16 protein-coding genes are annotated in these 21,554 nt (G+C 55.8%); 6 read left to right on the top strand and 10 right to left on the bottom strand.

All coding sequences use genetic code 11. From position 1 onward, the window contains the following. Positions 1-171 precede the first annotated feature (171 nt). Complete coding sequence (locus ACR0C3_RS06405; RefSeq protein WP_480757770.1) at positions 172-1,512, top strand: serine hydrolase domain-containing protein; 1,341 nt, start codon at positions 172-174, stop codon at positions 1,510-1,512. A gap of 59 nt (positions 1,513-1,571) precedes the next feature. On the opposite strand, the gene ACR0C3_RS06410 is transcribed toward ACR0C3_RS06405, so the two are convergent. The 8 genes from ACR0C3_RS06410 to ACR0C3_RS06445 all read right to left on the bottom strand — a co-directional run bounded on the left by ACR0C3_RS06410 (position 1,572) and on the right by ACR0C3_RS06445 (position 12,939). Then, positions 1,572-3,113 (bottom strand): phospholipase D-like domain-containing protein, encoded by a 1,542-nt coding sequence (locus tag ACR0C3_RS06410; RefSeq protein WP_480757771.1) that lies wholly within the window; start codon positions 3,111-3,113, stop codon positions 1,572-1,574. Positions 3,114-3,725: 612 nt separating this feature from the next. Next, the gene (locus ACR0C3_RS06415; RefSeq protein WP_480757772.1) at positions 3,726-5,147 is read right to left on the bottom strand and encodes an AMP-binding protein; all 1,422 of its coding nucleotides are present in this window, start codon (positions 5,145-5,147) and stop codon (positions 3,726-3,728) included. Next, positions 5,140-5,985 (bottom strand): hypothetical protein, encoded by an 846-nt coding sequence (locus ACR0C3_RS06420; protein ID WP_480757773.1) that lies wholly within the window; start codon positions 5,983-5,985, stop codon positions 5,140-5,142. The genes ACR0C3_RS06415 and ACR0C3_RS06420 overlap by 8 nt, the downstream gene beginning before the upstream one ends. Beyond that, positions 5,982-7,301, bottom strand: a complete 1,320-nt coding sequence (locus ACR0C3_RS06425) for a hypothetical protein (protein WP_480757774.1) — start codon at positions 7,299-7,301, stop codon at positions 5,982-5,984. Before ACR0C3_RS06425 ends, ACR0C3_RS06420 begins: the two co-directional genes overlap by 4 nt. Next, positions 7,298-8,398: a BtaA family protein gene (locus ACR0C3_RS06430; RefSeq protein WP_480757775.1), complete on the bottom strand. Its 1,101-nt coding sequence runs from the start codon at positions 8,396-8,398 to the stop codon at positions 7,298-7,300. The genes ACR0C3_RS06425 and ACR0C3_RS06430 overlap by 4 nt, the downstream gene beginning before the upstream one ends. After that, a complete protein-coding gene (locus ACR0C3_RS06435) occupies positions 8,391-10,847 on the bottom strand; it encodes a PEP/pyruvate-binding domain-containing protein (protein WP_480757776.1) in 2,457 nt (818 codons plus the stop codon). The genes ACR0C3_RS06430 and ACR0C3_RS06435 overlap by 8 nt, the downstream gene beginning before the upstream one ends. Beyond that, positions 10,844-11,755 carry a UbiA family prenyltransferase gene (locus ACR0C3_RS06440; RefSeq protein ID WP_480757777.1) on the bottom strand — a complete coding sequence of 304 codons (912 nt, stop codon included), beginning with the start codon at positions 11,753-11,755 and terminating at the stop codon, positions 10,844-10,846. The genes ACR0C3_RS06435 and ACR0C3_RS06440 overlap by 4 nt, the downstream gene beginning before the upstream one ends. Then, complete coding sequence (locus ACR0C3_RS06445; protein ID WP_480757778.1) at positions 11,752-12,939, bottom strand: hydroxymethylglutaryl-CoA reductase; 1,188 nt, start codon at positions 12,937-12,939, stop codon at positions 11,752-11,754. The genes ACR0C3_RS06440 and ACR0C3_RS06445 overlap by 4 nt, the downstream gene beginning before the upstream one ends. 435 nt (positions 12,940-13,374) lie before the next feature. Between ACR0C3_RS06445 and ACR0C3_RS06450 the strand changes: the two genes are divergently transcribed. The 4 genes from ACR0C3_RS06450 to ACR0C3_RS06465 are packed head-to-tail and all read left to right on the top strand — an operon-like array spanning position 13,375 to position 17,290. Next, complete coding sequence (locus tag ACR0C3_RS06450; protein WP_480757779.1) at positions 13,375-14,793, top strand: circularly permuted type 2 ATP-grasp protein; 1,419 nt, start codon at positions 13,375-13,377, stop codon at positions 14,791-14,793. A gap of 2 nt (positions 14,794-14,795) precedes the next feature. Then, positions 14,796-15,737, top strand: a complete 942-nt coding sequence (locus tag ACR0C3_RS06455) for an alpha-E domain-containing protein (RefSeq protein WP_480757780.1) — start codon at positions 14,796-14,798, stop codon at positions 15,735-15,737. Positions 15,738-15,740: 3 nt separating this feature from the next. Further along, positions 15,741-16,538: a transglutaminase family protein gene (locus tag ACR0C3_RS06460; RefSeq protein ID WP_480757781.1), complete on the top strand. Its 798-nt coding sequence runs from the start codon at positions 15,741-15,743 to the stop codon at positions 16,536-16,538. A gap of 11 nt (positions 16,539-16,549) precedes the next feature. Beyond that, entirely contained in the window at positions 16,550-17,290 is a 741-nt protein-coding gene (locus tag ACR0C3_RS06465) for a proteasome-type protease (RefSeq protein ID WP_480757782.1), read from the top strand. Positions 17,291-17,935: 645 nt separating this feature from the next. Here the strand turns inward: ACR0C3_RS06465 and ACR0C3_RS06470 are convergent. Next, positions 17,936-18,106: a hypothetical protein gene (locus ACR0C3_RS06470; protein WP_480757783.1), complete on the bottom strand. Its 171-nt coding sequence runs from the start codon at positions 18,104-18,106 to the stop codon at positions 17,936-17,938. Between the two features lie 42 nt (positions 18,107-18,148). Then, positions 18,149-18,568 carry a hypothetical protein gene (locus ACR0C3_RS06475; protein WP_480757784.1) on the bottom strand — a complete coding sequence of 140 codons (420 nt, stop codon included), beginning with the start codon at positions 18,566-18,568 and terminating at the stop codon, positions 18,149-18,151. Between ACR0C3_RS06475 and ACR0C3_RS06480 the strand changes: the two genes are divergently transcribed. Beyond that, complete coding sequence (locus ACR0C3_RS06480) at positions 18,539-21,544, top strand: hypothetical protein (RefSeq protein ID WP_480757785.1); 3,006 nt, start codon at positions 18,539-18,541, stop codon at positions 21,542-21,544. The genes ACR0C3_RS06475 and ACR0C3_RS06480 overlap by 30 nt on opposite strands. The last annotated feature ends 10 nt before the right edge of the window (positions 21,545-21,554 follow it).

The following is a 21,554-nucleotide window of genomic DNA, read 5'->3' on the forward strand; positions in this document are numbered from 1 at the left end:
CAAAGTGGATATTTCACCAGTTAAGTGAGAGCGGCAGCAATTCTCGAATTCCCGAGAAAACGGACTGTGCTTTGATTCGAAAAACTAAGTTGTTCAGTTCTTTGAAAACCCGATTTCAACACGCTGGCCGCGGCCATACTTCAGTTGCAACTCATTTGGAGCGATAATGCCATGCCAAACACTTCGTTACTTTCAAAGTCCAATTTTCTAGTTTTTGCGCTTATTGGAGGTTTGATTATGCAAAGCCTTGGAACATCTCCTGCACGTGCTGAAGACGACCCATACGCGACGCCGCGAGAAGAATTTTCCATCCGTGACCTGCGAAATGGTTACACGGCCAAGCAAGCCTACGACCTGAGTTCTGAATGGAATTTGCAGAAGTTTCTCGACATCACCGAAGCCGGGGCGTTTTCATACATGAACCTCGCCGAGTTCCTACCGAGTTCGGTCATTCGTCGCGACGGGGCTGTCGCGATGCTTGCGACAAACCTTAACGATGCCATAGGCGCGACGAGTGTTTCAGGCACTGATGGCAATGCCGTCTCGCTCGACGAGATGATTAATGCCGATGATTCCACAGTGCAGGGCGTTATGGTTCTTCACAACGGCGAAATCGCTTACGAGGCCTACCCAGGAATGCGCCGGACGGACAACCACGTCTGGATGTCCAATGCAAAGATCCTGTCGAGCTTGCTGATCGGTCAATTGGAAGATGAGGGTAAGATCGACGTTCAGAAAACGGTTGGCGATTATGTAGATGGCACCAAGGGAAAAGCTTGGGAGAGCATAAAAGTCGTCGACATCCTGAACATGCAGTCTGGTTTGGATTTGGAAGAGAACCCCCTCTCCCGCAAAGGCGATACGCCATATGGGCGTTTTGTCAGGGCTGAGGTTGGTGTTCCGAACGAAGCAGGCGTCCTACAAACGCATAACGAAGCCCTGTTTGCCATACCCAAGCTACGGGAGCCAGCTGAGGCCTTCGAATACTCCTCTGCAAATACACAAATGCTTGGCCTCGTCATCGAAGCCGTTACGAACCAGCGACTTGGTGAAGCGATCACGGAGCGGGTTTGGAGCAAAGCTGGAATGACTGGCGACGCCACCCTTGCGCTGTCACCTCAAGGAAACGGCATCATACACGGTCTGATCAGCAGCCGCTTGATCGACATGGCAAAGATTGGTCTGCTCTACACTCCGAGCTGGGACAAAACAGCGTCAGACCGTATTGTTTCTGAAAAGATGATCGACACGATCCAAACAGCGGGTGTCGCTGAAAACTACATGAAGGGAACGCTTGGACCGCACCTTTCTGAAGCATTCCGTGAACAGCCGATGGCAAACGCATACCAATGGGATGCCGTTTTTGCCGATGGCGATTTTTACAAAAGTGGGATGAATGGCCAAGGCATCTATGTCTCGCCAGGAAAAGACGCCGTCGTGGTTTGGTACGCAACCGGAGGTGCCAGTGTCGACATGGAAGCTTACGCCAGGGCCATTGTGACTTCACTGTAGGTCAGATCACGTACTGGTGTCTCTGGCTGCGGGTCAACAGATTGTCGGTCGTTTGATGACTAGAGCATCCATTCGACCGGCAGCCACCTGACAACGGCCGTCAGGGCACGCTGTAAACCGGTGGTTTCCGGGTCTGCGGTATGGATAATGACTGTCCCATCCTGCTCTTCTTGCAGCCAGATCATCTCGCCGCTTTCGTTGAGTTCGACGCGGTAAGAAAACTCAGGCCTGTTCAATTGCTCCGCAAGCGACGCAGCAATCGTTGGGCTTTCGATCATAAGGCCCATTTCTGTATTTAGTCGCGCGGACCTCGGGTCGAGGTTGTAAGAACCTATAAATATCCGTTCTCCATCCGATCCAAAGACTTTTGCGTGTAGTCCGGACGCCGATCCAGCCAGCATCTCGGGCAGGCTGCGCTCGCGATGCTCACGCCGCAAAGCTCGAAGCTCAAGCAACTCTACACCGCTGTTCAGCAAGTCTTCCCTGTATCGCATATAGGCCGCATGAACTGGCATCACATCCGTGGCATCCAGTGAGTTGGTCAAGACGCGGACCTTCACTCCGGACTTTGCCAACCCTTCCAGAACCTCCGCGCCTCTTTCCCCCGGAATGAAATACGCAGAGACCAAGTCCAATGAGATTTGAGAGGTTTTGGCGAACTCGATAAGTTGTTCGACAATCAGGTCTTCACTTTCGACTTCGCCCAACCCTTTTGACGGGTCGTCGACAAAAAGAGTGACTTCGCTCCACTCGAACTTCAGATCATGTGCTGCTATCCGGTCGGCCAGTTCATTATCCTGAGTTGCCCTTTGATAGCCTGCGCCAACCGCAGTCTGACGTGCGGCGTCTGCCTTTGTTTTCAGACTTTTTTCCGACGGAGGTTCCAAAAAGAGCCCAGCGTCGTAAGCGGAGGCACTATTCCAGTATGCGTCGAAGGATTGCGACACCTCATCCACAATCGGGCCGATAGCGATCGCGTCTACATCCAGGTAGTGCGTTCCCGCACCGTAGTCGAAATAGATGTCACCAATGTTGCGCCCCCCAACTATCGTAGCGACCCCGTCCACAGTCATTGACTTGTTGTGCATCCGCCGGTTCAGGCGACCAAAGTCAAATGCATAGGACAGGAGTTTTGGGTTCCTCAAAGTGAACGGATTGAAAATGCGTACATTTGCATGTGGCAGGGCGTCCAGTTCGGCAAGCAAATCATCCAATCCGGAGATACCGTTATCGTCGACCAGCAATCTGACGCGCACGCCGCGCTCTGCTGCTGCTCTGAGCTCTTCCAGAAGCATCAGGCCGGTAACGTCATCTTGCCAGATGTAGTACTGAGCATCGATTGAGGATGTTGCTTCTCTCGCGAGGATCGCCCGGGCCGCAAAAGCCGCGCGTCCATTGCCCAAAGGCCTTACACCGTCGAGCCCGGGGTTACGCTCAAGAGCGTTTCTAATAGTTGCGCCTAATGGCCCGTCCCAATCTGCATATTGTTTAAACGTTGGCTCAGAAAAATTTTCTTCAGGAAGTGGAAAGGTCCACCTTAACCCGACTATGGTCACTGCCATCAGCGCCACCGAAATCAAACATATTCTGATCAGCCGCATTCAGGGTTCCGTAGTTGGCGCGCGGGATTAGCCTTACAGTTGAGATTGGCCTATCGACTGATAGTTTTTCAAGAGCTTAGGTTAGAGCATAAGATTGAGCATAGACTGGTGTCCACTATGGGCTGGATTTGACCGTTCTTTGCAATTGAGATCGATGCCTTCTGCCAGAAGTAAATGAGTGATGGTGCGTGAGCTTCGCAGGGGAACTGACCACTTAAACAGATATCGCTTCACATAATACGGGTTCAGTGACGATAGTGGTTCGGTATGGTGAGGCATTTCAGCCAATAGTCGTTTGCGCTTGCTTCTGCATCGGGAAACATGCGCACTCTTTCAAGAAACCTGCTGGGTTCCTGGCCCGGCATGATGGGTCTCAACGGCTTCGCCGTCTATTCCATCACCGCGCTTGATCAGCCAACGAGCGGCGTCTCATGCGCTCCCCGTGATTGATGGGTTCGGTTCCTCAACAAGGGCTCTAGTCGGCCGAACCGACCCAGGAAGTAGAGGCCTCGTATTCGATGATTTTTTAAACGCGGATAAGAATACGTCCTTCAGCAAGGCGAAGGAGCCGTTCAGGTAAGGAGCTTTGGCGATTGTTGAGCCGTATCGTGCCTAAGTTGTCAGGCTGCTTTCCAGTTTCGCGCGATCGACTTTAGAGGCATGGCGCTTGTCCATAGGGATGCTCTCAATCGAAACCACATTGGGAACGCCAAACCCAAGCGCAGAACGCTTCCAATCCTCGAGGTACTTTTGTGTTCCCTGGACACAGAGAGTGGGGCCAGCTTTCGTAGTGACAAGCGCGCATCGATCCACGCCCGGCCACTGCTTTGCAGCGACTTCGATCGCAAAGGGGAAAAGCGTACCTGAAGCGACTTCAATTTCGGACCCGATACGCCCCCAAAGCCACAAACGTCCGTCATCATCCAGCGTGCCCGCGTCACCAGTCCGGTGCCAAACAATATCACCTTCCTTGATTTTGTTTTGTTGTGAGTGACGCGGGTCCAAATACCCTTCATTCACATGTGCGCCGGCGACCTGAATCTCATTGTCGCGAATGCGGACCTTGATGTCAGGAACTGGGTCGCCGACGAGCAGCCCCCTCCCAGAAGCCATGTCGCGGTGATCCTCCTCCGAGATGTCGGTGGTATCGAGATGCGCGACCGGTTCAGCCTCAGTCGAGCCGTAGACACACACAACCGACAGCCTGTGTCGGCTTCTCAATGCCTCCACCAGGTTTGGAAACACCGGGCCACCACCGGTGAACACTGTGCGCAACGGCCCTATGTCCTCGGATCGAACCAGCTTTTCGCAGAGAGATGGCGGGATCAGGGCACGGGAGACGTTCTGCGCGTGAATCCACCGTTCCAACTGCGTGGGCGACAGGCGGTCCAGCTTGCTGAGCCTCCAGTTTGGCAAAACACTCGTGCGCCCGGCCGCCAGATTGATCAGGGTGAACACCGGAAAGGCAACCAGGTCGCGCTCGGCCTTGTCGCTGTGGAGGAGGGGTGCGATGGCATCGTACTGTGCCATCAAAAACGCGTGCGAGCGGGGAATGGCTTTGGGCTGATCTGTTGTGCCGGAGGTGAAGGAGATAAGGGCGATATCATCCGGTTGCACCTTGTGCACTGTCGGGGTGATGTGGCCTTCTCCGGGCGTGAGCAAGGGAAGGGGCCAAAGGCTGGGAACCAGAAACTTTAGCAAGGCATACGGGCCCGCCGAACAGAACGCTTTTGGGTTTGTTGTCCGAATGGCATGGCGCAGACCGGCCCGTCCCATGGCTGGTTCCGGCAAGACAACGGTGGCTCCAAGGGACCACAGGGCAGCCAGACTGGCATAGAGGTCTGCGTTGACCGGCATTGCCAACAGCACACGATCCCCTGGTTGGATGCCCTTGCCGTGCCACCGACCCGCCAATTTCTGAACGCGTTTGTATAGGTCCCGAAAACTGATCTGGCACCCCTTGCCGTCCACAATTGCGGTCTGGTTTGGAGCCCGCTCAACCGCAGCGGCGAAATGGGACAATAGGTCAGTCATTCAGCTTGCGCCCAAGCAGGGTATAGCGCCGGAAGATCGTTGCGCCTTCGGCGGCGCTGCGGTCAGCCGAGGTGTTGTCATCATGGATCAGCGCATGAATAGCCGTGTCGTACCCCATGCTGAATGCCGTCTTGTGAAACCTGTGGGCCAAATGCCGCCCAGCTCCCGGTTCGAGACTGGCGTAGGTCTTAAGGATGGCGGATTTCGGATTGGGGCCTTCGGCATAGTTGGGAATGCCGAACAAAAAACCTGCCAATGTCCCGTCTTTGCGGCGTGCAAACAAGATCAGGTCGCGCTTCATCATCGGCACAACCGGCATATACATGGCCAGAAAATCCGCCTCGGATATCGGCTTGTAGAACGCGTTGTTTGAGAACGCCCGGGTTGAGAGTTCAAAGACCTGACGAAAGAGGGCCTCGGGGTCGGTACCGTCCCAGGCCTCCACCACGAAGCTGCTGCTATCCGGCGGTGCGGTCGAAGAAGCGGCCTGCAGTGGCACCCGGGCCGAGAAATACCGGCTGATCTCCGCAAACCCTGCCGACCGGAAAACCTCAGGCTCATGCGGTTTGTTGCTGGGCTCCATCAGGAACGGAGCAGACCTGTCGCTGTCCGAGACAAAGCGGTAGCTGTGCCACGTATCGCCCGACATAGGCCCAATAATGCGGTTTAGGCACGCATCTTGCACCCGCTCTATCCCCTCGCGCAGAATCTCAGCACCGGCCTCAGGTGTTTTGCAGGAAAAATCACCGAAGGTTGCGGTCGGTGCGCCCTCCCAGTTCGGGCCGTTCAGGTAGACGGTCAGTTTTGCATCCGCTGTTTTGATGGTTTCTTTGGTCATGAAACAACACCTGCGCCAAGCGATCCGGCAACGCTCCAAACGTAGTAAAACAAGGGCAGGGCGAGGGCCAACAGCGTGAGACTAAACACTCTGTCTTTTTCGAACCAGTGTGGTCGGGCCAACGGCACTGCGGCTGTGCAAAGGAGTGAAAACAGTACCAAAGCCGTCAGAGGCTCGGCCCAGTTCGACTGTTCGGAATTCTGGGAAACAACCCAAGTCCGTATGGCGAACAAAACAGCTGCAGCAAGCGGTATCGCGATTGGGCTGGAACGCAGCGCCACTGCAATATGCCCCATGGCCAGCCCCATCGAACTTAGTCCAAAAAATGAAATCGCGTCCCATCCTGTTGCATGTCCCATCGCAAGCCAACCAAACCCCAAAAGTCCTAAGGCGGCGATGATATCCAGATCAGGGTACTTGCTGTCGCAAGGAGAAGCAGTGCGCGCCCATCCGTGCGCAGCAAGAACCATAATCGGCAGTACAGTATTCTGCAATTTTGCCGCGGCCAGCAGCAAAAAAACCGCAACAACATACACGCGGGTCGCATGTTTGGTCAGGCCCAGCTTGGTTCCCACCACGCCGAAACTGGCAAGAGCAGCAAAGAACAGGGCAGCCAACAGGGCAAGTTCTGCCAAAGAACTGTGGTAGTGGCCGTTCAGAAAAATCAACAAGCCAAGCGGCAGGAACAGGTTGTCAAACCCGCGCCAACTTTGCGCTTCGACCAATGTGCCAAAACCCGCCACCATAAGGCACAACATCATGATGTTGGATGGCGGGAGTTTCGACATGAACAAGAAGCAAATGATCGCAACCAACAGCGTTACGACAAAAAACACGACTGAGCCTTCCAAGCTCTTGTCGCCGTCTTCCACCACGTAGCGTTTGGTTCCATAGGCGGTCCCGGCCAGCGCAGCGGCGGCATCGGCCAGTGTCAGAACGGCGATTGGCAGGATGTAGAACAGTGTGTTTTCCCCAGCTAGCAGGAAGCAAAGCCCAACCGACAAGGCGAGCAGAAAGTCACCGTAGGACGTACGCTCTACCCCATGCAGGGTCGCGCCCAGACCCGATGAAAAGCGCGGAAGGCGGAGCACCAGCATCACCAGGATTGTGGCTGCAATCAGCATGTAGACCGGCCAGCGATCGGGAAAGAGCCAGGGTAAAAGCAACGCAAAGAGGCCGGTGCTGACATGCATCAGTTTGCGCTGTACTTCTGAACTCAACCCCGCCGTTTTGGCCAGATACCGTATGACCATCATGACGCCGATCAAGGCGACCACGGACCCCGCCGCCAACAGGATCTGCCCAAGAATAGTCACGGCTGAACCTCTTCGACGACGAAATCGGAATAGAAGAATGCCATGTCGCAGGCTTTCTGCTGCATTTCGATGTCGGTCAGGGTTTTGACGCGGTTTAAGTATTTCGACGGAACCCGACGGGGTGCCATCATGTTCCAATAGACCAATCGGGCGCTTGGCTCAGCAGCGGTCAGGATAGAACCGTAGACCTGCGGGAAGGTCTCGGGGGACATGTATTCAAAGATGTCGGACAGGTTGAAACCACTGGCTTTCTCACCGGTCGATACAAAAGCCTCGAGCGACCCAAGGCGGATGTCCAGACGATCCAATCGGGATCGGATCGTCTCATAGTGCTCGGGCCGCCAGGCCATTGGTAGCGCGTCACCGTGATTGCCTTTGAGAATCCAGTGTAGATAGGGGTTTTGCGAGGGATCAGTGGTGACCCCCGCGTGACGGATACGGCGGGCGACATGTTGCGCGGGGCTGCCCTCGACATGGTCGAAGAACGCACTGTCTCGACCCATGCGTCCCATGACGAAACGCGAGAAGAAGAGGTTCAGCAAAAGCCGCCATCGCACCGTGTTGAACTGTTTGTCGAAAAAGGTCTGGCGCTCTGTCGGCGAGCGGGGGGTGAACACCGCTTCAATGGTCCGGCGAGAATGGACGAGCGGTAGCAGCCAGATTCGAAAGATGCGAAAATAACGCTCGAACTTGCCGACACCGCCGATACCATGTTTTTCAACCTCCGGGGTCAGCGCCTTCCAGAAGGCGCGCGTTTCGACATCGGTGGCCCCCAAAACCCGGTTCAGCAGGGCACCCCGTCGCGTACTTGCGCGTGAGCCTGTGAGTTCTATGAATTCGGGATGGGTCAGAACCTGATAGGCCGCGATCCGAAGCCTGAGGCAGGCGATCTGAGCTGGCGACAGGTCCAGAACCACAACACGCTCGGGATCGAGTGTCAGCATCGCAAGCGCATTGTCCCCGGCCGAGCAGATGGACACCAGCGTCTTGCCCGCACACTCACCCAAGGCTGAGGCTAGGACATCTGCGTCCTCCCACAGTTGGGCATAGCGGATATGGTCGAAATCCGCTTTTGTCTCGATCTCGCTGCTACCCATCGCACCGCTCCACTGCGCCGCTTGCCCCGTCTACACGGATCATCTCGCCATCTTCAATCCAGTGCGTGGCGCCTTTCAGGCCGACAACGCAAGGGATGCCCAACTCGCGCGCGACAATGGCCGAATGTGACAACAGCGACCCTCGTTCAACGACGATGGCGGAGGCGTTCGAGAACACGGCAATCCAGCCCGGGTCGGTGTGGCGGGCGACCAGAATGTCTCCGGGGTTCAGGGCTTCGGTGCGCGGGTCACGGATCACACGCGCGCGCGCTTTTATCTGTCCTGCGGAACAACCCGTGCCGTGTTTCACTCGTGCCGTATCTGCCTCGGCTTCCACATCTTCTGACCAGATCGGTGCGATAGCGGGACCACGGATTTCGATACGTTCGGGCGGGTCGGAGCGTCGGGAGGAGGCGTCATACTCATGTTTGCGCCTCGCAATGATGCCTTTCAGGTCGGGTGACAAGCTGAAGCCCTCAACCGCTCCGAGAACTTCTTGAGTTGTCAGGAAGAATACATCCTTTGGTGATGAAAGCAGATCACGGGCAGCGAATTCCCGGCCTATGCCTAAAAACACACGGCGGGCATAGCCGAAGATACGCGTGCGTTCAAAGCGCAGGTTTTCCCGGTCGCGCACGCGCGCCTTGGTCCAGCCCAAAATCCATTTGGCCAAATGCCGTTTGAAGGGGTTTGACGGAAACAGCACCTTCCAGTCCGGCTCAGTACCTTCCTGACGCCCAGTCGTGGGACGTTCGGCGCTGGCTGCAATCGCTAGCAACAGGCTGGTCGGGTCGTCGCGCAGCGGAACGCTTTCCAGTTTGAGTTCCTCCGTACACCGGTCGCCGAACTTCTCAAGAAAGGCATCAATCTCGGCTTCGATCTGGGGGTGTCCGGACAAAACCGACAGTTCCGCACTGGCCTTTAGCGGCTCGGCAAGACCTGCCTGCCGGACCAGTTCTCCCATTCGGGCAATGCGTTGCGCGGGTTCCGCTGAAACGATATCGCCCTGTCCGATCATGAGGTCATTGTGCAGGGTCAACCCGTCCTCGCCCAGCCACTTTTCCAGCAGATTGCGCGAGCCACCAAAGGCAATCATACACAGGAAATCGTTGATCAGCGGCGCATCCCACCTATCCAGCAGGGTGCTTTCAATGCGACGATACTCAGCGGCCAGTTCGGTCGCATTCAAGGCATCCACATCCAGCTCCGCCTGCAAGATGTCGTTCAATCTATGATAAAAATCACGCCGGGTCCGTGGCAGTTGGATGGCTTGCCATATCAGACCGCCCGCAACTTTTGACAGTTTCGCGTAGTCCACAAGCTTGCGCCAGCCGACGGTGGGCGGCGGGGCAAGAGCATCCGTAACCTCACGTGGCATCGGTTCAGAAACGCCCATCATCGTTTCCATGTAGTCGCGGTTTAGCGAAAACCCGGGCAGCATTGCCAGCGCGCGATACCAGTTGATCAAATTGTAGTAGGCGCGCCCGTCCACCCGTCCGAGTAAGTTGTCAAACACGGTTGGATTCCGGGCAACCGTATGCCGGGACACTCCCAAAAGCCTGACGAAAGCGCGATACACCTGAGAATACACATGCAGGGCAAAGGAATAAGTCAGCGGGCTGACGATCCCCGGATAGCTTTCGACGATGTTGGAATTGTCGAAAATGGTCAGGGTCTGATCTGCAAGTGGCGTTGGGCGCAGAGTCGTGGTGATCGGTCGGGCCTGCAGAATATGCAGCCCTTGCGCATCAATCGCCCATTCGATGTCTTGAGGGGAACCGAACAGCGCCTCGGCCTTTCGGGCGAGGGCCGCGATAGATTGTGCCTCGGGCAGGGTCAAATATGCGGGGGTGCCCGGAGCGCTTTCCGGCACGCCATCCGAGCCGATGATCCAGTCTTCTCCGTCCGCTTCGCCTGACACAAGCTGCTCCGCAAGCCCGTCAATGGCCGAGATCACGACCACATTGCGACGACCACTGACCGGATCGGCGGAAAAGGCGACACCGGCCGCTTTGGCATCAATCATGCATTGCACGATGATCGCAGGGGCTTCGGCCTCGCCGCCGGATTTGACCGCCCGGTAAGTCTCAATCGTGGCTGAGAAACCGGATCGCCAGACCTGCTTGGCCGCTGCGATCACATCTTTGCCGGGGACGTTCAAGACCGTATCGAACTGTCCCGCGTGGCTGTGCTCCACACCATCTTCGGACCGGCCGGAACTGCGCACCGCGTAAGGCCCGGGTCCGAGCGTTTCAAGCGCGGCAGTCACAGCCGATTTCAGGTTCTTTTGCGCGATGGGTCCTGATTGCCCCATGCGAAATGCATCATTGAGGATGACAAAGAACGCGGGTGGGGAAAACCCGTGCAGCGCAAGATGCGAAAGGGCCGCCGCTTTCCCTCCGACAACCGAGACATCGGTGGCGTCCGTTTGGGAAACGATGAAACTCATGCAACGGCTCCGATGAGGATGGGTAGAAAACCAGCCGCAGCATAGCAGAAGAACACCCATAGGCCGGATACTGTGTCCATCCTGTTTTGGGCTTTTGCGGTGGGTGTCTGAGTGTAGCGGAGGGCGGCAATTCCGCAGGGCACAAGTGCCAGCGCGCCGATCAGGGCGGTTAGCCAGCCGACTCCGGTGGCGCTGCCTGTGCCGACAAGGAGAGCGTAGGAAACCAGGACGCAGCCGATCCAGATACGCCCCGCCAAACGAGGCCCCCAAAGGCCGGAATAGGTATCGACCCCGGCGATTTCGTTTTCCGGCGCCCACAGCTTGCGCCCGATCTCAAGGACGCAGCCATTCACAAAGGACAGTGCCAGAAATAGCCAAAGCGAGGGCGCTGCCCCGCCTGCTGGCAACCATTCGAGGCCGGTCAGTAACAAATCAATCAAGGGCATGATGGCCATATGGCTGAGCAGGTAAAGAACCGGTCGGGCCTTCAGCCAAACCGGAACGCCGAATTCAACCGTCATTGCTGCGAGCCAGATCCAGACCGCACCCAACAGCCACAAAACGGGAGGGTGCCAGAACCATGCCGCAGCAAGCGCCAGTAGGATCGTCAACAATCCAAGGCTCAGGATTTCGCCCGGCGAGACCAATCCACGTGGGATTGGCCTGTCGGGCCTGTACCGCCGGTCATCCTCGGCGTCCTTGAACTCATCGCAGACCCGCATCTGGAAGAACAACGCCATAGCCAGCACAAAACCGGCGGCAAAGGCGGGCCACTCGGGCAAGGGGCGGTCGGCCAGACGGGCTGACACACAAATGCTGGCTGAGGAGAACACCAGCAGCAGTGGGACGGTTTTCTTTAGCGGAAATCGCTCGGACTGGTAAATCCAGAATCGGTTCTGAATACTCATCTGTGGCGGGCCAGGCTTTCATGGGCGCGGGTGAAATGGCCTGCAGCTATTGCGGCGACAATGGAGATTTCGCCGCAGAGGCATGTGGCTGCGGCCACCTCGGCCAAAGCTGTGCCATTTCCGTTGCCTCTTAGGCCAAGTATGTTCAGCGCCGCTGTCTGACTGGGCAAACCGGTCCCGCCACCGACCGAGCCGACAAGGATGTTAGGAAGTGTCACCGAGCAGAACAGATCGTCGCCTCTAGGTTCCATGCGCGTGACGCCCATTGCGCTTTCGGCAACGCAGGCCGCGTCCTGTCCGGTTGCGATATAGAACGCCGCCAGCCCGTTGGCATAATGTGCCTGCGCGCCGAATTGGCCCGACAAATGCGCCCCCAGATTGGCGACACGGCCATAGTCCAGCATCGCTTCGACCGTGGTCCCCAGCGTCTTCTCGACAATCTCAGCCGGAAGCGTGACCGAGGCGCTGACCTTGCGCCCGCGCCCCGTCACCAACCCCAAAGCCGAGGCCTTTTTGTCGCCCGAGAAATTACCTTCGACATACCAGTCTTCAATCGAGACAGGGCAGCTATCTGCGATGGCGTGGCACAAGGCGTCGGTAGCGATGGTCACCATGTTCTGACCCGCAGCATCCCCTGTGGTATACCGACAAATCAGGAAAACGACGTTGGTGTCGATGAACGGCTCCAGTGAGACAAGCTTGCCATGACGGGTTGTCGCTTCGGCCGCAGATTGGAGAATGTCGACATTTGTCACCACCCAATCCACGAATTGCCCAGCCTTTAGCAGGCTCTCAAATACAAAGGCTGGTGTACGGAGCACACCTTCGTACAGAACGGCAGTGCTGACACCGCCTGAACGGGTGGCGGCGTAAGCGCCCCGGGCGTAAGACGCAACCAGCGCGGCCTCGGTGGTCGCGAGGGGGACATGGAAATCGCCATTTGCGTTCATCCCGTTTAAGCGCAAGGGGCCAATAACCCCGACAGGCAGCTTAACCGTCCCGATGAAATTCTCGATATTGGCACCGTAGATTTCGGCGTCTTCGATGGTCGCCGGATCCGCGATCTGTGCTTGATCGTCTGCGCTGGCTGTGGGCTTCAATTTGCCCCAAAAGCGTTCGACCATCTCTTTGGTCGGCTTGCGGGAGGGGCGCAATGTTGAAAACTCCGCGTCGCTCGGCGCCATCTGCTGGGGTATCTGATCGGCGTCAAAACGCGCTTTAATGCGTTGAAGCATTTCCCGAACGTGAAAAGGAATGACCAAAAGTGTGCTCCAATAGACTTTTCGTACATTTTTTGTGCAGCTAAAAACCGATGCAAGGGCAAGGTATCAGCCGCGGGATCGAAATCCAGCCAAATGTTCGCCGATCAAGTGTTTGATCCCAAGGGGTCTCGCATTCGTCGCAGAGCCCGAAGTATAAGTCTGTCAGGGGAAAGCGGGAGCAAGCCTTCTCCTCGATTTGTGCAACAAAGCCGCATGAATTCGAACTAAAAAACCAGCGGCGTTGTTCAAATTGGTGGATGCACCAACTCGCTTGAAAAATAGGCGTTTCTTCCAGAAGTGCTTACCAAAAAGGACCGAATGACTTGAAAACCCTGAATTGATCGTCAAACTTCTCGCATGAGTGAGTATTTTGATGAAATGTTCAACAGCGATGGATCGCTCAGAGGTCCATACGAAGAGATCGGTCGTTGGTTTGATGCGGAGGATGTATCACGGCTAAGAGCCAAGCAGCGCGAGGCTGAGGAAGTCTTCAGGCTGACGGGCATTACATTTAATGTCTACGGAAAAGCGGAAGCAGAGGAACGGTTGATACCGTTTGATATCGTGCCGCGCGTCATTTCCGCGCGAGAGTGGCAGCGTCTAGAACGCGGTATCGAACAGCGGGTACGCGCAATTAATGCCTTTCTTCACGACATGTATCACCGCCAAGAAATCGTTAGAGCCGGACGCGTACCAGCCGAGATGATCGCCGGAAACGAAGCGTTCCTGCCGCAGATGCTCGGCGTTTCGCCGCCCGGTCAGGTTTATACGCATATCGTCGGCGTTGACCTGGTGCGAACCGGACCAGATGAGTTCTTTGTGCTTGAGGACAACGCGCGCACGCCATCCGGTGTCAGCTATATGCTGGAGAACCGGGAAACGATGCTAAAGATGTTCCCCGAGCTCTTCAGTGCCACAAATGTTCGAAATGTTTCCGACTACCCGCGAAATTTGAGGCGATCTCTTGCAGCCTGCGCACCGGCCTGTGCCGAGGGAGAGCCCACGGTCGCGGTTTTGACCCCCGGTATCTACAACTCAGCCTATTACGAACACGCGTTTCTTGCGGACCAGATGGCTGTGGAATTGGTTGAAGGACACGACTTGAGGGTTGTCGACGGCCGCGTTTGTATGCGCACTACTCGCGGCTACAAGCCTATCGACGTACTGTATCGACGGGTCGATGACGATTTCTTAGACCCGCTGAATTTCAACCCTGATAGCGCGCTGGGCGTTCCCGGCATCCTGGATGTCTACCGCGCGGGGGGCATCACTATTGCGAACGCTCCGGGCACAGGAATTGCGGATGATAAGGCAATCTACTCTTACATGCCTGAAATCGTTGAATTCTACACGGGCGAAAAACCTCTGCTTCAAAATGTACCCACCTGGCGTTGCAGCGATCCAGAGTCTCTGTCCTACGTGCTGGACAACCTGTCCGACCTCGTGGTCAAGGAAGTACATGGGTCTGGCGGTTACGGTATGTTGATTGGCCCTACGGCCAGCAAGAAAGAGATTTCAGCTTTCCGTGAAAAGCTGAAGAAGAGACCCGGGAACTATATTGCTCAGCCGACTTTGTCGCTTTCGACGGTTCCAATTTTTGCGCGCTCGGGGCTCGCACCCAGGCACGTTGATCTGCGCCCCTTTGTTTTGGTGTCCCCAGATGGGGTTAACATCACGCCCGGCGGTTTGACACGCGTGGCGCTGAAGAAAGGATCGCTCGTCGTGAACTCAAGTCAGGGCGGCGGGACCAAAGACACTTGGGTTCTGGAGGACTGACCATGCTGGGAAAAACTGCTGGCGGGTTGTTCTGGATGTCCCGTTACCTCGAACGGGCGGAAAACACGGCGAGGCTGCTTGAAACAGGTCAGAGGATGGCGTTGACCCGTTCCAAGAACTCTGCCGAAGAATGGGGCTCTGTACTGAAAACGGCTGGCGTTTTGTATGGATACCACGCCAAGTACGATGACATTTCAAAAGACAACGCTGTGGATTGGGTGTTGCGCGATGCCGACAACCCATCCTCGATCAAGTCGGTCATCAAACAGGCAAGGAACAACGCACGCCTTGTTCGAACCGCACTTACCCACGATGTTTGGAGCGCGGTAAACGCAAGTTGGATGCAAATTGACGAGGCGATGAAGCGCCGCGTTAATGAGCGCGATTTGCCCGCCATGTTGGAGCTTATTCGCCACCAGGCCGCCCTGGTCCGTGGCGCCACTTTGGGCACCATGCTGCGCAATGATATTTTCGATTTCACCCGCATCGGCACTTTTGTCGAACGGGCCGATAACACGGGGCGCATATTGGACGTGAAGTACTACGTTCTGTTGCCCACGGCGTTCTCAGTCGGCTCGTCACTGGACAACATCCAGTGGGAAAGCATCCTTCGCTCCGTCGGAGCTGGCGGCGGTTATCGAATGACCCACGGTCAGAAAACCCGACCGTCTGACATTGCTGAGTTTTTGATCTTGGATGAGCGGATGCCCCGCAGTCTTCACTTTTGTTGTAGAAAGATTCAAGAAAACCTGTCCTACCTGAAGAAAGACTATGGCTTTGCGGGTCCGTCATGCGCCGCGTCAAATGCACTGTACGAGAAATATCTGGACCAGAAGATATCTGATATCTTTGAGTTGGGGTTGCATGAATACATTCAGGATTTTCTGAAAGATCTCGGTAACTTAAGTCGCCAGATCGAGATTGACTACCGGTTCTATGAGTAGCCCATGAAACTGCACATTCGCCATGAGACACGATACGATTTCGACGCGCCGGTCCCCTTTGGACTGCAGCAGCTTAGGAAAACGCCAAAGTCATTTCGCAATCAGACCATTGAAAACTGGAGCACTGCAGTCATCGGAGGGGTCAAGGAGCTGAGCTTTGAAGACTACCACCGCAACACAGTGGAATTGATCAGTTTCGAAGCAAATACCCAAAGCATTTCCTTGATATCCGAAGGCGTTGTGGCGGTGGAAGACACACATGGTGTCCTGGGACGCCACGAAGGGTCGACACCGCTGTGGCTTTTTAATCGGAGCACGCCTCAGACAACGCCAGGAAAAGGGGTTGCCGACGTGATCGGTGCGCTGCCCCAAGGAGAACCGCTTCAGCAGATACACGCCTTGTCCGAAATTATTCGATCTCGGGTCACCTATGAAGTGGGAAGTTCGCATCCGGGTTGGAGTGCTGAAGAGGCCCTCGCAGCGGGGTGTGGCGTGTGCCAGGACCATGCGCATATTTTCATTGCCTGCGCTCGAAAGATCGGAATGCCTGCGCGCTATGTTTCGGGTTACCTGATGATGAACGAAACCGAGCTGCAGGACGCGACCCATGCCTGGGCCGAAGTGCATTTGGACGGGCTCGGATGGGTGGGATTTGACGTTTCCAACGGAATTTCACCTGATCATCGCTATGTACGCGTCGCAACCGGTCTGGACTATGCCCAAGCTGCGCCGGTAATAGGTAACAGAATTGGGACAGCGGGCGAGCAATTGACAGTACAGTTGCAAGTCGCACAGCAGTAACGGAGAACTTAATGACCTATGCTGTGGGCATGCGGCTGAACCGCGGACTGGTGTTCATGTCCGATACGCGCACGAATGCTGGCGTCGACAATATTTCGACCTTTAACAAGATGTTCAACTGGACGGTGGAAGGTGAGCGGTCGATCACTCTGTTGACCGCAGGCAATCTGGCAACCACTCAGGCCACGGTAAGCCTGCTTGAGGAGCGTACAAAGGCACCGGAAGATCGTTCTCCCTCGATCCTGGAAGCGCCGACAATGTTTCAGGTCGCGCAATTGGTCGCGGCTACGTTGAACGATGTCATCGAAGAGCATGCCCGGTCTGGGCAGCAAGCTGACAGCGCCTTTCACGCAACGCTCATTCTGGGTGGGCAGATTAAGGGCGGGCCGTCCCGATTGTTCCTGATCTACCCAGAAGGCAACTTTATCGAGGCAGGCGACGACACCCCATTCTTTCAGATCGGAGAGACAAAATACGGCCGCCCAATTCTGGTGCGGGCCTACGATCCCGAAATGAGCTTTCCAGAGACCGTGAAACTCTTGCTCGTCAGCTTCGATTCCACGATCAAGGCGAACTTGTCTGTTGGGGCACCGTTGGATCTACTGCTTTACGATGAAGACAGTCTTGAGGCTGGCACGAGGTCCAGGTTTGAGAGTGACGATCAGTACTTTCGAACGATATCGGAAGGTTGGGGCGACGCCCTGAAATCTGCCTTGTCCAAACTTCCAGAATACAAGGCGGTGTCCGAGTGAAATACTCGAACCTCGGCTTAGTCCGCGCCCAGGTCGTTGCGCGATAATAGTTCACGCACTCGCACCAATGTCTGCTGCTGCGTCTTCCGCCGCACCAACTTGAAAGTTGGACGAAATGCCGCAAAGGGCCGTCGGTGTTTTGGGCCGCATGCGCGGTAAAATTGCCCCAAAAACGCGACCTTCACCTTAGAGCTGAGCGATATTCCACACATGTCACCGTCCGGAAGGGGTGCCGTGTCCACGGCTCCAAATGCTGCCCAGAGCGCCACCGGGGGCGGCATTTGATTGACATTTTGGGGATTTTGGCGCAGAATAATATCAAATTTAATTAACATTAAACCTATTTGAAATTTGCATATAACACTTGGTCGCCATTGGTGCAAAGCGTCCTTTTTGGCGCAATTCCCAAGTGAAATCAGCAGAAGTTCATATTTTAATCGGAGGCTTGTTTCAGCTATGCCTAGTCACTTTCAATTTGTTTTCGGTCGTGTCACTCAGAAGGAAAACGGCCAACCCGTACACGGACTACTGGTTAATATTCGCGCCGTTTTTGGCGACGTCTGGCACAAGCGAGATGACTGTAAGATCGACTTGGGGTGTGTATTGACGGCCGCTGATGGCCGATTTGTGCTCACAGTAGATCCGTCAAAAATCCCTGAGGATTGTAAATGCGAAGGCCCCATGGAACTTCGGATGAAGCTGCGCGATCGTGATGGAACGCGCATTCACAAGGCCCGGCTCAAGGTAGAAGACTGTTCCTGTAGCGAAGGCATAAATTTCGACGTTGCCGTTCCGGCAGAAGAACTCATCTGCCACCTGAACCGCCCGTTAAGCTGGGTTGCACCCGACAAGCCATTTTTACCGGACAGTATCTTGGACGACATAGAGGAAGCACTTGAGCTTGCCGATGCCGGGCGGTTGCAGCGAAAGCGCGTGGACCTCTCTGAGTGCGTTCGCCCAACGCTTGCGATCTTCGGCAATGCGCTTGATGACGCATGGCATGTTCTGAAGGGAAATATTGCTGCCAAGGGGCGATTTGTGGATGTGCTCAATGCCCTTTGCGCCACGTCGCCAATGGGTTGTGGCTGCAATGGCGCGTCCGGTGAGGACGCTGGCGGCGTGTTGCAGGACATTTTTGACGAAGATTGCAATAACGACGACTGCAAACCGGTCAAATCCAAAAATGAGTCCGCCTGCTGTTCCGACCATGTCTGTCCGACGGGAAAATCCCTGATTGCCGACGAAGACATGAGCCTGATGGTTTTCGCTGCGATGCATGTGTCCTGCGGTCACCGACCAACAATGGTCAAATATGTCGGCGCGTTGTTGGAGCAACTATGTCGTTTCCAAGTGTTAACCGCGCTACACGAAGCAGCCGTCAACCTGATCTGCAAAAAGCCTCATTCAGAGCGGCACTTTGTTGATCTGTTGGAATACGTGCTGTGTATCTGCACCGATCAGGCCCACTGCGGTCAGGTGCCTTGCTGTCACCTTTGTGTCCGCCAGCCCATTTTGGATTGCATCACAGATGCCTATCGGAACTGGTGCAGTATCGACTGTTACACCGTGACCGAGATCAACCCCGAGCGTGCTTGCCCCGGTGATACTGTCGCTATTTGCGGATGCGGCTTCGGCGATATTGCTGGGAAAGTGCAGTTCACTCAGCATGGAACGATGAATCCCGGCCCGATCGTGGAGCCGACCTCGTGGTCGGACAAACGCATCTGCGTGGTCGTGCCCACCAATGCGGGGTGCGGATTGACGATCATCCCGCCTGCTCAGACCATCAACGTCTGTGATCGTTTTCTGGACTACCGCATAAGCGGAAAGATGTTGGCTGAGTTCGAAGGCACAAGCGCTGATATCCTCAAGTTCATCGTCAAAGGGCATCAAGATGACGACTGTCTGTTGCCTGGCGAGGTCCTCAAAATCCGCTGGAAAGTTTGTGCCGCAGACACTGTGACAGTTCGCATCGTGAACACCGAGACCGGTGCTGTTATTGCACAGATTGCACCGGCCCCTGATCTGGGGCGTTGGGACTTTGATCAAACCGATTTCAATCAGACGACAAAGGTACGTGTCGAAATCGTCGCGACCGGGCAATGCAAACCAGCTACCGTCAGTCAGGGTCTGGACCTCGTTTTCCAGAACCCGCCGGACCTGTCCATCGACGGGATAGAGGTAACGCAGGCGATCCAGTATTACCGTGCCGCCCAGCATCTGACGGATCCGGCTGATCGCGGCCCAGACAACTCGTTGCAACTAGTGGCCAATAAATCGGCTTGGGTTCGGACATATTTGCGCAGCGGGCAGGATCCGAATTTCGACAACGGGCAGCTCGGCAATGTCGGCGGTACCCTTCAAGTGGAACGCCGGGTTGGCGGAGTTTGGTCCACGGTGGCCAGTATCCCTCCGTTCAATGCCCCGATGACGGCCCAGGACAGTTTCTCCAGCTATGACGCAGAGCGCCGCGATATCGATGCGACTCTGAACTTCATCATTCCGGCCAACGTTATGACGGGGCTATTGCGTCTTTCGATCACCGTCTCTTCGCCGGATGATTGCTATGGCGGAAGTGACACAGCCCAACAGCTTGTCGATGTCGACCTTGAGCAAGAGTTGCGCGTTGCAGCCGTCACGATCGGCTATCAAGGCCCACCAATGGGTGGTGGAGCGAATATTACGTTGCCAGCACCTAACGCAGCACAGGTGGCCGCTGACACCAGTTTTGCGCTTCGGGTCTTCCCGGTGGGCAGCACGCCCAACGTGCGGATCATCGACAGTCAGACCACAACACAGGGGCTGACAAACAATATGTTCCCGGCGGGTGGATGCGATCCCAACTGGACACCAATCCTCAATTTCGTGGCCAATGCGCGCACGAATGACGGCAATCAGGGTGACTGGCTTTACTATGGTCTGGTGAATGCGGCGATACCGCGTTCGCATGGCAATACAGGATGCGCCAGCGGCGGAAACGGTGCCGGCCTGTCCAACAATCCGGTCACGCTCGCGCATGAATTGGGCCATCAGGCGGGCTTACCGCATGCCCCATGCGGAGCGGTTGGCACACCGAACGCGAGCTATCCGCTGTACGAACCCTATGATACCGGCATGACAACAACCAATTCCAGCGGCAATACAGTCTATTCAGATGCGAGCATCGGCGAATACGGTCTCGACACAAATGACGGGACCATACACCGACCAGCAAACAGCGAGGATCTGATGGGCTATTGCGGCCCGCGTTGGGTTTCGATCTTTACGCATAACTACATGCTGAACCGCGCCGAATTTGACCCCGTAGCACTGGCAACAGGCGTGTCTGGCGGCAATGCGACAGGGGCAGGTGACATGGAAGTCGACCGGCAAGACCAGATACGTCCATTCGTGACGATTGTCGGGGCGGTTGACAAAGACATGCAAGCATCGGTCGCAAGCCTCGTGCGGGTTCCAACGCGACCCCTAAGAATGTCTGGCGCGCGCACTGATCTTGTCATTCAATTGATCGGCGACAACGACGAGGTTATCTCATCCGCGCCGGTCTTTACAATGGATACGCACGACGCCAATGGTGATGGCTGCGGTTGCGGCGGAGGCGGCAAAAAGGATCCGGCTGAACCGCCCTACAATTTCATTGCTGCAATGGGTGATGTCGACCTCGGAGCTGCAATTCGAATTTGCCAGGGCGATAAGACCCTATGGGAACGCAAACGACCGGCGCGGCCAATTCAAGTAGCATCGGCCGAAGCCAGTATTGGCAAATCTGGTCTAAAGGTTTCCTGGAAAACGAATGGAGCCAAACGAGGCTATGCCCCTGATATTTGGCTGCAATGGTCCGCTGATGGCGAACGCTGGAACGGCCTGACGGTTGGCGTGACGGGCAACTCAGTGGAGATTGACCCAGCCATTATCCCTGCCGACAAAGTCAGGATCAGGGTTCTGGCGCATGACGGCTATTCCACCGCGACGGCCGACACCAAGCCAGTTAAGCTACCTGCGGTCTCGCCCGAGCTTGCCATCATTCATCCCTTGGAGGGTCAGGTGGTGCGCGCAGACAGACCGCTACACCTCTGGGGCACATTCACAGGGCGAACAACAGTAAAACCTGTTGAATGGTATCTGGACGGTAAAAAGGTCGCGAAAGATCTGGATGCTTGGGTCGACGCACTCAAAACGGGTGAGCATGTTGCAGAACTGCGCGCAAAAGGTGCGAACCCAGTAGCCGTCAAATTTTCTACAAGTGCCCGCTAGTTGACCACCT

Source organism: Ruegeria sp. CK3, from assembly GCF_056536565.1.

Bases quoted from the DNA above. Each gene is read 5' to 3' on its own strand.
- ACR0C3_RS06440 (WP_480757777.1), bottom strand. From the start codon at position 11,755: ATGAGTATTCAGAACCGATTCTGGATTTACCAGTCCGAGCGATTTCCG.
- ACR0C3_RS06410 (WP_480757771.1), bottom strand. From the start codon at position 3,113: ATGCGGCTGATCAGAATATGTTTGATTTCGGTGGCGCTGATGGCAGTG.
- ACR0C3_RS06480 (WP_480757785.1), top strand. From the start codon at position 18,539: ATGAGCCTGATGGTTTTCGCTGCGATGCATGTGTCCTGCGGTCACCGA.
- ACR0C3_RS06430 (WP_480757775.1), bottom strand. From the start codon at position 8,398: ATGGGTAGCAGCGAGATCGAGACAAAAGCGGATTTCGACCATATCCGC.
- ACR0C3_RS06475 (WP_480757784.1), bottom strand. From the start codon at position 18,568: ATGCATCGCAGCGAAAACCATCAGGCTCATGTCTTCGTCGGCAATCAG.
- ACR0C3_RS06460 (WP_480757781.1), top strand. From the start codon at position 15,741: ATGAAACTGCACATTCGCCATGAGACACGATACGATTTCGACGCGCCG.
- ACR0C3_RS06405 (WP_480757770.1), top strand. From the start codon at position 172: ATGCCAAACACTTCGTTACTTTCAAAGTCCAATTTTCTAGTTTTTGCG.
- ACR0C3_RS06445 (WP_480757778.1), bottom strand. From the start codon at position 12,939: ATGGCGCCGAGCGACGCGGAGTTTTCAACATTGCGCCCCTCCCGCAAG.
- ACR0C3_RS06450 (WP_480757779.1), top strand. From the start codon at position 13,375: ATGAGTGAGTATTTTGATGAAATGTTCAACAGCGATGGATCGCTCAGA.
- ACR0C3_RS06435 (WP_480757776.1), bottom strand. From the start codon at position 10,847: ATGAGTTTCATCGTTTCCCAAACGGACGCCACCGATGTCTCGGTTGTC.
- ACR0C3_RS06465 (WP_480757782.1), top strand. From the start codon at position 16,550: ATGACCTATGCTGTGGGCATGCGGCTGAACCGCGGACTGGTGTTCATG.
- ACR0C3_RS06420 (WP_480757773.1), bottom strand. From the start codon at position 5,985: ATGACCAAAGAAACCATCAAAACAGCGGATGCAAAACTGACCGTCTAC.
- ACR0C3_RS06415 (WP_480757772.1), bottom strand. From the start codon at position 5,147: ATGACTGACCTATTGTCCCATTTCGCCGCTGCGGTTGAGCGGGCTCCA.
- ACR0C3_RS06455 (WP_480757780.1), top strand. From the start codon at position 14,796: ATGCTGGGAAAAACTGCTGGCGGGTTGTTCTGGATGTCCCGTTACCTC.